General features: G+C 44.6%; 12 protein-coding genes, 1 tRNA gene and 2 rRNA genes. 14 read left to right on the forward strand and 1 reads right to left on the reverse strand.

Annotated features, from left to right (window positions below; all coding sequences use genetic code 11):
- The first annotated feature begins 55 nt into the window (after positions 1-55).
- The 3 genes from J1C77_RS02440 (at position 56) to J1C77_RS02450 (ending at position 3,267) form a co-directional block, all read left to right on the forward strand.
- Positions 56-2,956: ribosomal RNA gene (locus tag J1C77_RS02440) — 23S ribosomal RNA — on the forward strand.
- A 116-nt stretch (positions 2,957-3,072) separates the two neighbouring features.
- Positions 3,073-3,188, forward strand: a 5S ribosomal RNA gene (gene rrf / locus J1C77_RS02445).
- Between the two features lie 5 nt (positions 3,189-3,193).
- Positions 3,194-3,267 (forward strand) — tRNA-Asn (locus J1C77_RS02450).
- 238 nt (positions 3,268-3,505) lie between these two features.
- Here the strand turns inward: J1C77_RS02450 and J1C77_RS02455 are convergent.
- Entirely contained in the window at positions 3,506-4,870 is a 1,365-nt protein-coding gene (locus J1C77_RS02455) for an aspartate kinase (RefSeq protein ID WP_002922227.1), read from the reverse strand.
- Positions 4,871-5,120: 250 nt separating this feature from the next.
- Between J1C77_RS02455 and J1C77_RS02460 the strand changes: the two genes are divergently transcribed.
- The 11 genes from J1C77_RS02460 (at position 5,121) to J1C77_RS02510 (ending at position 14,110) form a co-directional block, all read left to right on the forward strand.
- The gene (locus J1C77_RS02460; RefSeq protein WP_002908889.1) at positions 5,121-5,912 is read left to right on the forward strand and encodes an enoyl-CoA hydratase; all 792 of its coding nucleotides are present in this window, start codon (positions 5,121-5,123) and stop codon (positions 5,910-5,912) included.
- Between the two features lie 141 nt (positions 5,913-6,053).
- Positions 6,054-6,488, forward strand: a complete 435-nt coding sequence (locus J1C77_RS02465; RefSeq protein ID WP_002901186.1) for a fatty acid biosynthesis transcriptional regulator FabT — start codon at positions 6,054-6,056, stop codon at positions 6,486-6,488.
- On the forward strand, positions 6,488-7,462 hold the full coding sequence (locus J1C77_RS02470) for a beta-ketoacyl-ACP synthase III (protein ID WP_002922214.1): 975 nt from the start codon (positions 6,488-6,490) through the stop codon (positions 7,460-7,462). Before J1C77_RS02465 ends, J1C77_RS02470 begins: the two co-directional genes overlap by 1 nt.
- A 55-nt stretch (positions 7,463-7,517) precedes the next feature.
- Positions 7,518-7,742, forward strand: a complete 225-nt coding sequence (locus J1C77_RS02475) for an acyl carrier protein (protein ID WP_002893611.1) — start codon at positions 7,518-7,520, stop codon at positions 7,740-7,742.
- A gap of 136 nt (positions 7,743-7,878) precedes the next feature.
- The gene (fabK, locus tag J1C77_RS02480; RefSeq protein ID WP_002902460.1) at positions 7,879-8,853 is read left to right on the forward strand and encodes an enoyl-[acyl-carrier-protein] reductase FabK; all 975 of its coding nucleotides are present in this window, start codon (positions 7,879-7,881) and stop codon (positions 8,851-8,853) included.
- On the forward strand, positions 8,846-9,766 hold the full coding sequence (gene fabD / locus J1C77_RS02485; RefSeq protein WP_002922212.1) for an ACP S-malonyltransferase: 921 nt from the start codon (positions 8,846-8,848) through the stop codon (positions 9,764-9,766). The genes fabK and fabD overlap by 8 nt, the downstream gene beginning before the upstream one ends.
- Before the next feature lie 12 nt (positions 9,767-9,778).
- Positions 9,779-10,513 carry a 3-oxoacyl-[acyl-carrier-protein] reductase gene (gene fabG, locus J1C77_RS02490; RefSeq protein ID WP_002922206.1) on the forward strand — a complete coding sequence of 245 codons (735 nt, stop codon included), beginning with the start codon at positions 9,779-9,781 and terminating at the stop codon, positions 10,511-10,513.
- Positions 10,514-10,577: 64 nt separating this feature from the next.
- Entirely contained in the window at positions 10,578-11,810 is a 1,233-nt protein-coding gene (gene fabF / locus J1C77_RS02495; RefSeq protein ID WP_002922205.1) for a beta-ketoacyl-ACP synthase II, read from the forward strand.
- A gap of 6 nt (positions 11,811-11,816) precedes the next feature.
- Entirely contained in the window at positions 11,817-12,305 is a 489-nt protein-coding gene (accB, locus tag J1C77_RS02500) for an acetyl-CoA carboxylase biotin carboxyl carrier protein (protein WP_002922204.1), read from the forward strand.
- On the forward strand, positions 12,302-12,724 hold the full coding sequence (gene fabZ / locus J1C77_RS02505; protein WP_002922202.1) for a 3-hydroxyacyl-ACP dehydratase FabZ: 423 nt from the start codon (positions 12,302-12,304) through the stop codon (positions 12,722-12,724). Before accB ends, fabZ begins: the two co-directional genes overlap by 4 nt.
- Positions 12,725-12,742: 18 nt before the next feature.
- Positions 12,743-14,110 (forward strand): acetyl-CoA carboxylase biotin carboxylase subunit, encoded by a 1,368-nt coding sequence (locus J1C77_RS02510; protein ID WP_002922201.1) that lies wholly within the window; start codon positions 12,743-12,745, stop codon positions 14,108-14,110.
- The last annotated feature ends 97 nt before the right edge of the window (positions 14,111-14,207 follow it).

Genomic DNA, 14,207 nt, shown 5'->3' on the forward strand with positions numbered 1-14,207 from the left:
TAAACCGAAAACGCTGTGAAAATTAATGAGTTTAAGACTGAAAGGTCAAAAATAAGGTTAAGTTAGTAAGGGCGCACGGTGGATGCCTTGGCACTAGGAGCCGAAGAAGGACGTGACAAACGACGAAATGCCTCGGGGAGCTGTAAGTAAGCACTTGATCCGGGGATGTCCGAATGGGGGAACCCAACAGGTTGATGCCTGTTACCCATTTCTGTTAAGGGAATGAGGAGGAAGACGCAGTGAACTGAAACATCTAAGTAGCTGCAGGAAGAGAAAGCAAAAGCGATTGCCTTAGTAGCGGCGAGCGAAGAGGCAGGAGGGCAAACCGAAGAGTTTACTCTTCGGGGTTGTAGGACTGCAATGTGGACTCAGAATTTATAGAAGAATGACTTGGGAAAGTCAGCCAAAGAGAGTAAGAGCCTCGTATTTTAAATAGATTCTGTACCTAGCAGTATCCTGAGTACGGCGGGACACGTGAAATCCCGTCGGAATCTGGGAGGACCATCTCCCAACCCTAAATACTCCCTAGTGACCGATAGTGAACCAGTACCGTGAGGGAAAGGTGAAAAGCACCCCGGGAGGGGAGTGAAATAGAACCTGAAACCGTGTGCCTACAACAAGTTCGAGCCCGTTAATGGGTGAGAGCGTGCCTTTTGTAGAATGAACCGGCGAGTTACGTTATGATGCGAGGTTAAGTTGAAGAGACGGAGCCGTAGGGAAACCGAGTCTGAATAGGGCGCTTTAGTATCATGATGTAGACCCGAAACCATGTGACCTACCCATGAGCAGGTTGAAGGTGCGGTAAAACGCACTGGAGGACCGAACCAGGGCACGTTGAAAAGTGCTTGGATGACTTGTGGGTAGCGGAGAAATTCCAAACGAACTTGGAGATAGCTGGTTCTCTCCGAAATAGCTTTAGGGCTAGCGTCGACATAAAGATTCTTGGAGGTAGAGCACTGTTTGGGTGAGGGGTCCATCCCGGATTACCAATCTCAGATAAACTCCGAATGCCAATGAATTATGGTCGGCAGTCAGACTGCGAGTGCTAAGATCCGTAGTCGAAAGGGAAACAGCCCAGACCACCAGCTAAGGTCCCAAAATAATTGTTAAGTGGAAAAGGATGTGGGGTTGCACAGACAACTAGGATGTTAGCTTAGAAGCAGCTATTCATTCAAAGAGTGCGTAATAGCTCACTAGTCGAGTGACCCTGCGCCGAAAATGTACCGGGGCTAAAACAATTTACCGAAGCTGTGGATACCTTTTATAGGTATGGTAGGAGAGCGTTCTATGTGTGGAGAAGGTGTACCGTGAGGAGTGCTGGAACGCATAGAAGTGAGAATGCCGGTATGAGTAGCGCAAGACAGGTGAGAATCCTGTCCACCGTAAGACTAAGGTTTCCAGGGGAAGGCTCGTCCGCCCTGGGTTAGTCGGGACCTAAGGAGAGACCGAAAGGTGTATCCGATGGCCAACAGGTTGAGATTCCTGTACTAGAGTATGAAGTGATGGAGGGACGCAGTAGGCTAACTCGTGCGTACGATTGGATGTACGTCTAAGCAGTGAGGCGTGGTATGAGTCAAATGCTTATACCTCTAACGTTGAGTTGTGATGGGGAGCGAAGTTTAGTAGCGAGTGAGTGATGTCACACTGCCAAGAAAAGCTTCTAGCGTTGTATCATACTCTACCCGTACCGCAAACCGACACAGGTAGTCGAGGCGAGTAGCCTCAGGTGAGCGAGAGAACTCTCGTTAAGGAACTCGGCAAAATGACCCCGTAACTTCGGGAGAAGGGGTGCTGACTTTGGTCAGCCGCAGTGAATAGGCCCAAGCAACTGTTTATCAAAAACACAGCTCTCTGCTAAATCGTAAGATGATGTATAGGGGGTGACGCCTGCCCGGTGCTGGAAGGTTAAGAGGAGTGCTTAGCGGTAACGCGAAGGTATGAATTGAAGCCCCAGTAAACGGCGGCCGTAACTATAACGGTCCTAAGGTAGCGAAATTCCTTGTCGGGTAAGTTCCGACCCGCACGAAAGGCGTAATGATTTGGGCACTGTCTCAACGAGAGACTCGGTGAAATTTTAGTACCTGTGAAGATGCAGGTTACCCGCGACAGGACGGAAAGACCCCATGGAGCTTTACTGCAGTTTGATATTGAGTGTCTGTGCCACATGTACAGGATAGGTAGGAGCCTATGAAATCGGGACGCCAGTTTCGATGGAGGCGTTGTTGGGATACTACCCTTGTGTTATGGCCACTCTAACCCGGTAGGTTTATCATCTACGGAGACAGTGTCTGACGGGCAGTTTGACTGGGGCGGTCGCCTCCTAAAAGGTAACGGAGGCGCCCAAAGGTTCCCTCAGACTGGTTGGAAATCAGTCGCAGAGTGTAAAGGTATAAGGGAGCTTGACTGCGAGAGCTACAACTCGAGCAGGGACGAAAGTCGGGCTTAGTGATCCGGTGGTTCCGCATGGAAGGGCCATCGCTCAACGGATAAAAGCTACCCTGGGGATAACAGGCTTATCTCCCCCAAGAGTTCACATCGACGGGGAGGTTTGGCACCTCGATGTCGGCTCGTCGCATCCTGGGGCTGTAGTCGGTCCCAAGGGTTGGGCTGTTCGCCCATTAAAGCGGCACGCGAGCTGGGTTCAGAACGTCGTGAGACAGTTCGGTCCCTATCCGTCGCGGGCGTAGGAAATTTGAGAGGATCTGCTCCTAGTACGAGAGGACCAGAGTGGACTTACCGCTGGTGTACCAGTTGTTCTGCCAAGAGCATCGCTGGGTAGCTATGTAGGGAAGGGATAAACGCTGAAAGCATCTAAGTGTGAAACCCACCTCAAGATGAGATTTCCCATAACGCAAGTTAGTAAGAGCCCTGAGAGAAGATCAGGTTGATAGGTTAGAAGTGGAAGTGTGGTGACACATGGAGCGGACTAATACTAATCGCTCGAGGACTTATCCTAGAATAAGAGCTTCATCAGAGTGCAGCGAATGGTTTAGAGAAATGTGAGATTTGATATTGTATTCAATTTTGAGTTGACAAGGCTTGTCTGAGAGGACAGGAAAGTTAATTCAATAGTTAAGTGACGATAGCCTAGGAGATACACCTGTACCCATGCCGAACACAGCAGTTAAGCCCTAGAACGCCGGAAGTAGTTGGGGGTTGCCCCCTGTGAGATATGGTAGTCGCTTAGCAGTTATCCGCCATAGCTCAGTTGGTAGTAGCGCATGACTGTTAATCATGATGTCGTAGGTTCGAGTCCTACTGGCGGAGTTTCAAAGAGGTTTTTACCTCTTTTTTATATTTTTACTGATAGGATATACTGGAGACGGAGACAAGGTATTCTATGGTTTTATTGATGAGCTATGAAACTTTTATTAGTACTTAGTGTATTCTGAATTTTATTTTCTTATTCTTTATAGTTGAATGAAAAAAGCAGAAGTTAGTCAGTGACTAGTTCCTGCTTTTTTCATTAGAGTTTGTTTGATAAAAATGGTTTCTAGGTCTGGTCTTACTCCTGTGTTTGGGGTTCAAAGAAAGCTCGGTAAAGTGCACGAATGGCAGCTTTTTCTTGATTTTTTTCAACAACAAACATGATGGATACTTCGCTTGAGCCTTGGGACATCATTTGAATGTTGATGTTATTTTCTGAAAGGGCTTTGGTTGCAGTGGCTGTTACACCAATATGACTTTTCATTTTTTCGCCGACAATCATGATAATGGAAAGGTCGTGTTCAATTTCTGCATGATCAACCTCTGCTTTTTGGACAAGTTGGCGAAGAATTTCTTCCTCTTTGATAGGAGTTAATTCGCGCTCGCGCAAGATAATGGAAAGGTCATCAATTCCTGTAGGCATGTGCTCCCAACCAATATTCAGGTCTTCGAGAATTTGAAGGACGCGTCTACCAAAGCCGATTTCTCTGTTCATTAAGTACTTGGACATGTTAATGCTGACAAATCCTGCATCTCCAGCAATCCCAACGACAGGGAGATGGTCCTTACTGTGTTTATGGACAATTTGAGTACCTGGATATTCTGGATTGTTGGTATTTTTAATAACCAGCGGAATTTTGCCGCGGTATGCTGGAAGCAGAGCTTCATCGTGGAGAACGGTAAAGCCAGCGTAGGCCAATTCTCGCATTTCACGGTAGGTTAGCTCGGGAATAGAATGCGGTTTGTGTACAATGCCGGGATGGGCAGCAAAGATTCCGTCAACATCAGTAAAGTTTTCATAAACATCTGCTTTGACTCCCGCAGCAATGATAGAGCCCGTAATATCAGAACCCCCGCGAGAGAAAGTGCAGATTTGTCCATCTTGAGTTACACCAAAGAAACCAGGAATAACTAGAACTTCATCAGAATTGTTGAGTTCTTCAATCTTATCATAGCTGGAAGGAAGAATTCTTGCATTGCCAGGTTCACTGGAAACGACGAGTCCCGCTTCTCTCGGATGTACATAGCTAGCTGGAACGCCATTTTGACTGAAATAAGCTGCAATTAATTTGGCATTGTTATTTTCTCCTGCAGCAAGAAAAGTATCATAAAGAAATGCGTTATCTTCAATTGGCAAAGTTGCAAGGCTTGTGATGCTTTTGGAAATTTTCTCCAGAACTTTTGGTTTCAAGCCTAGTTCTGCCACCATATCTGCATAGCGATTGATAATCCACTGTTGGTTTGGAGTGACATCATTTCCTGCTATATACTCTCGGTAATATTTAATCAGGGCGTCGGTTACTTTGATATCGTCATCGTGGCGTTTTCCTGGCGCTGATACTACAACAAACCGACGTTCAGGATCAGATTTGACAATATTCAAAACTTTTTCTAATTGAGTCGCAGAAGCCAGTGAACTTCCGCCAAATTTTACAACTTTCATAGGTTCTCCTATCTTATTTTAAAAATTATAACAAAATTCTGAAAATTATTCAAACGCTGTTTTTATACTATTTTTATCCATAATATTGCTTTTACACTTTAAATTTGAAGACCATCTAATTTTTCCCATTTTTTATTTCCTTTCTTTTATATTTTATGATAAAATATAAGTTGTGTATAATTTGAATATCAAATTATTTAAGAATAAAACAAAACGGCTGATTTGAAATCGGGTCGGGAATGGAGCTGAAATGACATTTAATGGAATTCTCTATCACGTAGCAGATGAGGTAGCAACGATTACTTTTAATCGCCCTGAAGTTTCAAATGGCTTTAATATTCCTATGTGCGAGGAAATTTTAGAGGCTATTGAACTTGCTGCTAAGGATGAGTCCGTCAAATTTTTAGTTATCAATGCGAATGGCAAGGTTTTTTCAGTGGGTGGGGATTTGGCTGAGATGCAGAGAGCTGTCAGTGATGATGATGTCCAATCCTTGGTGAAAATCGCGGAACTGGTGAATGATATTTCCTTTGCTATGAAGCGTTTGCCTAAGCCGGTTATCATGAGTGTTGATGGCCCTGTTGCTGGTGCAGCTGCTAATATGGTCGTTGCAGCAGATTTCTGCATTGCCACTGAAAAATCCCGTTTCATTCAGGCCTTTGTTGGGGTTGGTCTGGCGCCAGATGCTGGCGGTCTTTACTTACTGACTCGTGCTATCGGGGTGACTAGGGCGACCCATCTGGTTATGACTGGGGAAGCTCTGACTGCAGAGAAAGCTCTGGATTACGGCTTGCTTTATAAAGTCTGTGAAGCAGAAAAGTTGGAAAAAACAACGGAACAGTTGCTGAAGAAGCTGAAACGTGGCTCTCTAAATTCTTACAGAGCCATGAAAGAAATGGTCTGGAAGAGTTTGTTCAGCGGCTGGTCTGAGTATGCTGAGCTAGAATTGGAGCTTCAGAAATCGCTGGCTTTCACAGAGGATTTCAAAGAAGGGGTTCGGGCTTATTCTGAGAAGCGTCGTCCAAACTTCACTGGTAAATAATGTATTGGTTCAAGGTTGCTTATTTTGCAAGTTGTTTACAAAAATATTTGAAAATCAAATTAATTTTCAAAAAAGCTTGCAAATTACTTTTCTATCTGATAAAATTTGATTGTCAAAGTATTTTCTTAAGGAGGTATGGTTTTGAATTTTCAGTTAGTAAATGATTACTTAACGTCTATTTTCAATAATGTCTTGGTTATTGAAGAATCGAGCCTAAGAAGCAGTCGCTTCAACGATGTCTCCATTAAGGAAATGCATACGATAGATGTCATCGGCACAACCCCAAATGCTACTCCAAGTGATATATCACGAGAATTGATGGTTACCTTGGGGACTGTTACGACTAGTTTGAATAATCTGGAACGTAAGGGTTATATTGAGCGGCGTCGGTCGGAAGTTGACCGTCGTGTGGTGCATCTGAATTTGACAAAGAATGGGCGGCTTTTGTATCGTCTTCACAAGCGATTCCACAACCGTATGGTCATGCAGGTAGTGGATGGGATGAGTCCAGAAGAGAGACAAGTGATGCAAAAGGGCCTGCAAAATTTATATAGTTTCCTAGAGGATTTGAAATAATGAACTATGCTAAGATTAGCCAAGCGGCTCATTATGCTCCCCGTCAGGTTGTCAGTAATGATGATCTAGCAGAGATTATGGATACCAGTGATGAGTGGATTTCAAGTCGAACTGGGATTAAAAAACGCCATTTATCGTCAGATGAAACGACCAGTGATTTAGCGACAAAAGTAGCAGAGAATTTGCTGCAAAAGTCGGGAATTTCTGCTCAAGACCTAGATTTTATCATTGTTGCTACCATTACACCCGATTCTTTAATGCCTTCAACGGCTGCGAGAGTACAGGCAAACATCGGTGCTAACAATGCCTTTGCCTTTGATCTGACAGCGGCCTGCAGTGGTTTTATCTTCGCCCTATCTACTGGAGAAAAATTTATTTCTTCAGGCCATTATCAAAAGGGTTTAGTCATAGGAAGTGAAACTCTCTCTAAGACGGTAGATTGGTCGGATCGTTCAACAGCGGTTCTCTTTGGAGATGGTGCTGGCGGTGTACTGTTGGAAAGTGCTTCAGAACAGCATTTTTTGGCAGAAAGTCAGTTTACAGACGGATCTCGCGGAGATAGTCTGACCTGCGGAAAAATCGGTTTGTCTTCACCTTTTTCTGAAAAGGGTGAGAATCAGCCTTTTCTGACAATGGACGGTAGAGCTATTTTCGACTTTGCTATTCGTGATGTTGCTCGTTCTATCAGGGAAACCATTGAAAGCAGTCAGCTTTCAGCGGAAGATTTGGATTTTCTGTTGCTGCATCAGGCCAATATCCGTATTTTGGATAAAATGGCTAAGAAGCTTGGTGTTGCGCGGGAGAAACTTCCAGCCAACATGATGGAATACGGCAATACTAGCGCTGCTAGCATCCCGATTTTATTATCTGAGTGTGTGGAGCAAGGACTGATCAAACTGAACGGAAATCAGACAATTTTGATGTCAGGTTTCGGTGGAGGTTTGACATGGGGCACGCTTATTGTTACAATTTAGTTAATCAAGTGGAAACACATGATAAAAAATATTTTATTTTTAAAGGAGTCTATCCATGGCAGTATTTGAAAAAGTACAAGAAATTATCGTTGAAGAACTTGGTAAAGAGCCATCAGAAGTTACTCTTGAGTCAACTTTTGATGATCTTGAAGCAGATTCATTGGACTTGTTCCAAGTGATTTCAGAAATTGAAGATGCATTTGACATCCAAATCGAAACTGAAGAAGGTTTGAACACAGTTGGTGATTTGGTTGCTTATGTAGAAGAAAAAACTAAATAAGCAAGTAACTGAGAGTATCGAAAGATATTCTCTCTTGTTTAGGTAATAGTTTGACTGTCAAAGTAAAGAAAATACATCTAGCGTGTGGTAGTTTGAGATCAAGCTATTACTTAAGCAATGATAAAAGGAAGGTATTATGCAAACACGTATTACAGAATTATTGAACATTGATTACCCTATTTTCCAAGGCGGAATGGCCTGGGTTGCTGACGGTGATTTAGCTGGTGCAGTTTCAAAAGCTGGTGGTCTTGGTATCATCGGTGGCGGAAATGCACCTAAGGAAGTAGTAAAGGCTAATATTGATAAGATTAAGTCCTTAACAGACCGTCCTTTCGGTGTTAATATCATGCTCCTGTCTCCTTTTGCGGACGACATTGTTGATCTCGTCATTGAAGAGGGAGTAAAAGTAGTAACAACTGGTGCAGGTAATCCAAGCAAGCACATGGCTCGTTTCCATGAAGCGGGGATTACAGTTATCCCTGTTGTGCCAAGTGTGGCCTTGGCTAAGCGGATGGAAAAAATCGGTGCGGATGCAGTCATTGCAGAAGGTATGGAAGCCGGTGGCCACATCGGGAAATTGACTACCATGTCCTTGGTTCGTCAGGTTGCAGAAGCAGTCAGCATCCCGGTTATTGCTGCTGGTGGTATTGCAGATGGTGCTGGAGCTGCGGCTGGATTTATGCTGGGAGCGGAGGCCGTTCAGGTCGGAACTCGCTTTGTCGTTGCTAAGGAATCCAATGCCCATCAGAACTATAAGAACATGATTTTGAAGGCTCGTGATATTGATACGACTATCTCTGCCCAGCATTTCGGCCATGCGGTTCGTGCTATCAAGAATAAGCTGACGCGTGATTTCGAAAAGGCAGAAAAAGAAGCTTTCAAGCAAGAAAATCCAGATTTGACTGTTTTTGAAAATCTTGGAGCTGGTGCTTTGGCCAATGCGGTTGTTCGCGGAGATGTGGAAAATGGTTCCGTCATGTCTGGTCAAATTGCTGGTTTAATCAGTAAGGAAGAAACAGTCGAAGAAATCCTCAAAGATATCTACTATGGTGCTGCTGAGAAGATTCAGCAGGAAGCGAAACGTTGGGCAGGAGTAACTAGAAATGACTAAAAGAGCCTTTCTCTTTGCCGGTCAGGGAGCGCAGTACCTTGGAATGGGGCGTGAGCTTTATGATCAGTATGAGCTTGTGCGGTCAACTTTTGATGAGGCTAGCCAAGTTCTAGGCTATGATGTCCGAGCTTTGATCGATCAGGATGAGGAAAAGCTCAATCAAACTCGCTACACGCAACCGGCTATTTTAACGACTTCAGTAGCTATTTATCGGCTCTTGGCTGATAAGGGAATCGAGCCTGATATGGTAGCAGGTCTCTCGCTTGGAGAATATTCTGCCTTGGTAGCTGCTGGCGCCCTTGATTTTAAGACTGCAGTGGCCTTGGTTGCTAAGCGCGGTAGCTTCATGGAAGAGGCTGCTCCAGCTGGCTCTGGGAAAATGGTCGCTGTTTTAAATGCAGAGGTTTCTCTCATTGAAGCAGTCTGTCAGGAAGCAAGTGCTATTGGTGTAGTCTCACCAGCCAACTATAATACGCCTAGTCAGATTGTTATTGGCGGTGAAGTCGCAGCGGTAGATAAGGCTGTGGAGCTTTTGAAAGATGCTGGTGTCAAGCGCTTAATCCCGCTCAATGTATCCGGACCTTTCCATACAGCGCTTTTAAAGCCAGCCAGTGAACGATTGGCAGAAGTCTTGGAAACAGTTGAGTTTTCAGATTTTGTACGGCCATTAGTCGGAAATACTGAAGCAACTGTGATGGAAAAAGAAAGAGTCAAAGAGCTTTTGACTCGTCAGGTAATGGAGCCAGTGCGCTTTTATGACAGCATTGCTACAATGCAGAAAGCTGGTGTGACTGAATTTATCGAAATCGGTCCTGGCAAAGTCCTATCTGGTTTTATTAAGAAAATTGATAAATCTGCGGATGTACGCCAAGTTGAAGATGTAGAAAGTTTGAATGCTCTTCTAGAAAAATAATGAGGAATCATCATGGAATTACAAAACAAGAATGTGTTAATTACAGGGTCCGCTCGTGGGATTGGGCTGGCAATTGCGCATAAATTTGCCAGTGTCGGAGCCAATGTTATCTTAAACGGACTAAGCGGGATTTCTGATGATATTTTGGCTGAATTTGCCGGCTATTCTGGTAAAGTCGTAGCTGTTATTGGGGATGTGTCTAAATCTGCGGATGCTCAGCGGATAGTGGAAGAAGCTGTTGCGGCTCTGGGATCTGTGGATGTATTGGTCAACAACGCTGGTATTACCCGTGATAAGCTCATGCTGAAAATGACGGAAGAAGATTTTGAGCAGGTGCTGAAAGTGAACTTGACTGGAACGTTCAATATGACACAATCAGTCCTGAAACCGATGACAAAAGCTCGTCAGGGTGCTATTATCAACCTATCGAGTGTCGTTGGTTTGGCTGGAAATATCGGTCAGGCAAACTATGCAGCTTCCAAGGCCGGTCTGATTGGTTTTTCTAAGTCAGTAGCCCGTGAAGTGGCAGCGCGTAATATCCGTGTGAACTGCATTGCCCCTGGCTTTATTGCATCTGATATGACAGATGTACTTCCAGAAAAAGTAAAGGCGGCGTCTCTGGCACTCATTCCGATGAAGCGTTTTGGTACTCCGGAAGAAGTAGCAGATGTTGCTCTCTTCTTGGCGGGTCAAGAATATCTGACGGGTCAAGTCATCACGATTGATGGCGGCTTTACTATGCAGTAAGTCATAGTTTTTGAATATTAACGAGTAGAAAATCAGTTGATTCATCTAAATAAAGGAGCTCAATATGAAACTTAATCGAGTTGTTGTAACAGGATACGGTTTAACTTCACCTATCGGCAATACTCCAGAAGAATTCTGGAATAATTTAAAAGAAGGCAATATTGGAATCGGTCCAATTACTAAATTTGATCATAGTGAATACAGTGTTCACAATGCGGCAGAAATTAAGGATTTTCCTTTTGATAAATACTTTGTCAAAAAGGATACCAACCGTTATGATAATTACACACTTTATGCGATTTATGCTTCTCAAGAAGCGGTCAACAATGCTCACTTAGATGTAGATGCGTTGGATAAGGATCGCTTTGGTGTCATCGTTGCTTCAGGTATCGGCGGGATTCAGGAAATTGAAGAGCAGGTTGTTCGCTTGCATGAAAAAGGTCCTAAACGTATCAAACCTTTGACGTTGCCAAAAGCCCTGCCAAATATGGGGGCAGGAAATGTAGCGATGCGCTTTGGAGCCAATGGTATCTGTAAGTCTGTCAATACAGCTTGTGCCTCAGCTAACGATGCGATTGGTGAAGCTTTCCGCTCAATTAAATTTGGCTATCAAGATGTAATGCTGGTCGGTGGTTCAGAAGCTTCTATTACACCATTTGCGATTGCTGGTTTCCAAGCTCTGACGGCTCTTTCTACGACAGAAGATCCTAAGCGTGCTTCTATTCCTTTTGATAAGGACCGCAATGGTTTTGTCATGGGTGAAGGTTCTGGTATGCTGGTTCTAGAAAGTTTGGAACATGCTGAGAAACGCGGAGCTACTATCTTGGCTGAGGTAGTAGGATACGGCCACACTTGTGACGCTTACCATATGACCTCTCCGCATCCAGAAGGTTTGGGCGCTATCAAGGCGATCAAACAGGCGGTTGAAGAAGCTGAAATTGAGCCAAAAGATGTGGCTTATGTCAATGCGCACGGTACATCAACCCCTGCTAACGAAAAAGGCGAAAGCGGAGCCATTGTTTCTGTCTTTGGTAAAGATGTAGCGGTGTCTTCTACCAAATCCTTTACAGGACACCTGCTTGGTGCAGCGGGCGCGGTTGAGGCTATTGCGACGATTGAAGCAATGCGTCATAGCTATGTGCCAAAAACAGCTGGTACAACAGAGCTGCCAGACTATATTGAAGCCAACGTTATTTACGGTCAAGGTAAGGAACAGGAAATCCCTTATGCGATTTCCAATACATTTGGCTTTGGCGGCCACAATGCCGTTCTTGCCTTTAAACGCTGGGAGGCTTAAAAACCTATGAATATCAACGAAATTAAAGATTTAATGGCGCAGTTTGACCAGTCTAGTCTGCGTGAGTTTTCTTACAAGAATCAGAGCGATGAGCTGACTTTTAGTAAGAATGAAGGTCAGGCTGCAGTTCCAACAGCCAGTGTTGCTCCAATTGCTGCACCTTCGCAGGCTGCGAGTGCGCCTGTGATTGAGCCAACTCCTCAAGCAGCTCCGTCTGCAGAGCCAGAAATAGCTTCAGAAGCTCCGGCACCTGCTGCTGAAGGTGATGTTGTGGAAAGCCCTTTGGTTGGTGTGGCTTACTTAGCAGCTGGTCCAGACAAGCCGCCGTTTGTATCAGTTGGAGACCAAGTTAAAAAAGGTCAAACCCTGATGATTATTGAAGCAATGAAGGTCATGAATGAAGTTCCAGCACCGAAAGATGGTCTGGTTACAGAAATTCTAGTTCAGAATGAAGAAATGGTTGAATTTGGGAAAGGGCTGGTACGCATCAAATGATTGATATCAATTCAATAAAAGAAGCACTTCCGCACCGTTACCCAATGCTTTTGGTGGATCGTGTTTTGGAAGTTAGTGAAGATGAGATTGTTGCTCTGAAAAATGTGACAGTCAATGAGCCTTTCTTTAACGGGCATTTTCCTCAATATCCTGTTATGCCAGGTGTCTTGATCATGGAAGCTCTAGCTCAAACAGCCGGCGTGCTGGAATTGTCCAAAGAAGAAAATAAGGGCAAACTGGTCTTCTATGCTGGCATGGACAAGGTTAAGTTCAAGAAACAAGTTGTACCAGGTGACCAGCTGATTATGACAGCTAAGTTTGTCAAGCGTCGCGGAACCATTGCGGTTGTAGAGGCGAAAGCAGAAGTTGATGGAAAACTTGCAGCCAGCGGTACCTTGACCTTTGCGATTGGCCAGTAGATAAAAGGAGCTTTCACCATGTTTCGTAAAATTTTAATTGCTAACCGTGGGGAAATTGCGGTCAGAATTATTCGTGCAGCTCGCGAGTTGGGAATTGATACGGTAGCTGTTTATTCAACAGCTGACAGGGAAGCACTCCATACCCTACTGGCTGATGAGGCTGTCTGTATCGGTCCAGCCAAGTCCACTGATTCTTATCTGAATATGAATGCTGTCCTATCTGCTGCTGTCCTAACAGGTGCAGAAGCCATTCATCCTGGTTTTGGTTTTTTGAGCGAAAACTCTAAATTTGCGACCATGTGCGAAGAAGTCGGCATTAAGTTTATTGGACCTTCAGGTGCTGTTATGGACATGATGGGGGACAAGATTAATGCTCGGGCTCAGATGATTAAGGCGAAAGTGCCAGTTATCCCAGGTTCTGATGGAGAAGTTCATACCTCTGAAGAAGCCTTGGAAGTCGCCGAGAAGATTGGTTATCCAGTCATGCTTAAAGCTTCTGCTGGCGGCGGCGGCAAGGGCATTCGTAAGGTTGAAAAGGCTAAGGATTTAGTAGCGGCCTTTGAGTCTGCGTCTAGCGAAGCCAAAGCGGCCTTTGGTAATGGTGCCATGTATATGGAGCGAGTCATCTATCCAGCGCGCCATATTGAAGTGCAGATCTTGGCAGATCAGCAGGGGCATGTGGTTCACTTGGGCGAGCGGGATTGCTCTTTGCAGCGTAATAATCAGAAAGTACTGGAAGAAAGTCCATCTGTGGCAATTGGGAAAACCTTGCGTCAGCAGATTGGTGAAGCAGCTGTTCGGGCTGCTCAGTCCGTCGGCTATGAAAATGCTGGAACGATTGAGTTTCTGCTTGATGAGGCCAAGGCTGAATTCTACTTTATGGAGATGAACACTCGGGTGCAGGTTGAGCATCCAGTCACCGAGTTTGTTACTGGTGTGGATATTGTAAAAGAGCAAATCAAGATTGCAAACGGTCAAGAGCTGTCCTTCAGTCAGGATGATGTTGAAATCCGAGGGCATGCGATTGAGTGTCGGATCAATGCTGAAAATCCAGCCTTTAACTTTGCGCCGAGTCCAGGTAAGATTTCAAATGTCTATCTGCCAAGCGGTGGAGTGGGGCTGCGCGTGGATTCAGCCGTCTATCCTGGCTACACCATCCCCCCTTACTACGATAGCATGATTGCGAAGATAATTGTTCATGGGGAAAATCGCTTTGATGCTCTCATGAAGATGCAACGTGCACTCTATGAATTAGAAATTGACGGTGTTGTGACCAACAGCGGTTTCCAACTGGACTTAATCTCAGATTCTAATGTAATTGCTGGTGATTATGATACTGCCTTTCTCATGGAGAAGTTCCTTCCGGCTTATCAAGAGAAACAATAGATGAGACATGAAAGAGCTGCTCTGTAAACTCGAAAGATAGTGGCTCTTGCGATTTGATGTGCCTGAGTATAAAATCTTGAAAAGGAGAAGACGTAAA

It is taken from the genome of Streptococcus sanguinis (genome assembly GCF_050223295.1).
Lineage (GTDB): Bacteria > Bacillota > Bacilli > Lactobacillales > Streptococcaceae > Streptococcus > Streptococcus sanguinis_X.

What these genes read in the sequence shown, in the direction of transcription:
- J1C77_RS02455 (WP_002922227.1), bottom strand. Translation starts at nt 4,870, where the DNA reads ATGAAAGTTGTAAAATTTGGCGGAAGTTCACTGGCTTCTGCGACTCAA.
- J1C77_RS02460 (WP_002908889.1), top strand. Translation starts at nt 5,121, where the DNA reads ATGACATTTAATGGAATTCTCTATCACGTAGCAGATGAGGTAGCAACG.
- J1C77_RS02470 (WP_002922214.1), top strand. Translation starts at nt 6,488, where the DNA reads ATGAACTATGCTAAGATTAGCCAAGCGGCTCATTATGCTCCCCGTCAG.
- J1C77_RS02475 (WP_002893611.1), top strand. Translation starts at nt 7,518, where the DNA reads ATGGCAGTATTTGAAAAAGTACAAGAAATTATCGTTGAAGAACTTGGT.
- fabK (WP_002902460.1), top strand. Translation starts at nt 7,879, where the DNA reads ATGCAAACACGTATTACAGAATTATTGAACATTGATTACCCTATTTTC.
- fabD (WP_002922212.1), top strand. Translation starts at nt 8,846, where the DNA reads ATGACTAAAAGAGCCTTTCTCTTTGCCGGTCAGGGAGCGCAGTACCTT.
- fabG (WP_002922206.1), top strand. Translation starts at nt 9,779, where the DNA reads ATGGAATTACAAAACAAGAATGTGTTAATTACAGGGTCCGCTCGTGGG.
- fabF (WP_002922205.1), top strand. Translation starts at nt 10,578, where the DNA reads ATGAAACTTAATCGAGTTGTTGTAACAGGATACGGTTTAACTTCACCT.
- accB (WP_002922204.1), top strand. Translation starts at nt 11,817, where the DNA reads ATGAATATCAACGAAATTAAAGATTTAATGGCGCAGTTTGACCAGTCT.
- fabZ (WP_002922202.1), top strand. Translation starts at nt 12,302, where the DNA reads ATGATTGATATCAATTCAATAAAAGAAGCACTTCCGCACCGTTACCCA.
- J1C77_RS02510 (WP_002922201.1), top strand. Translation starts at nt 12,743, where the DNA reads ATGTTTCGTAAAATTTTAATTGCTAACCGTGGGGAAATTGCGGTCAGA.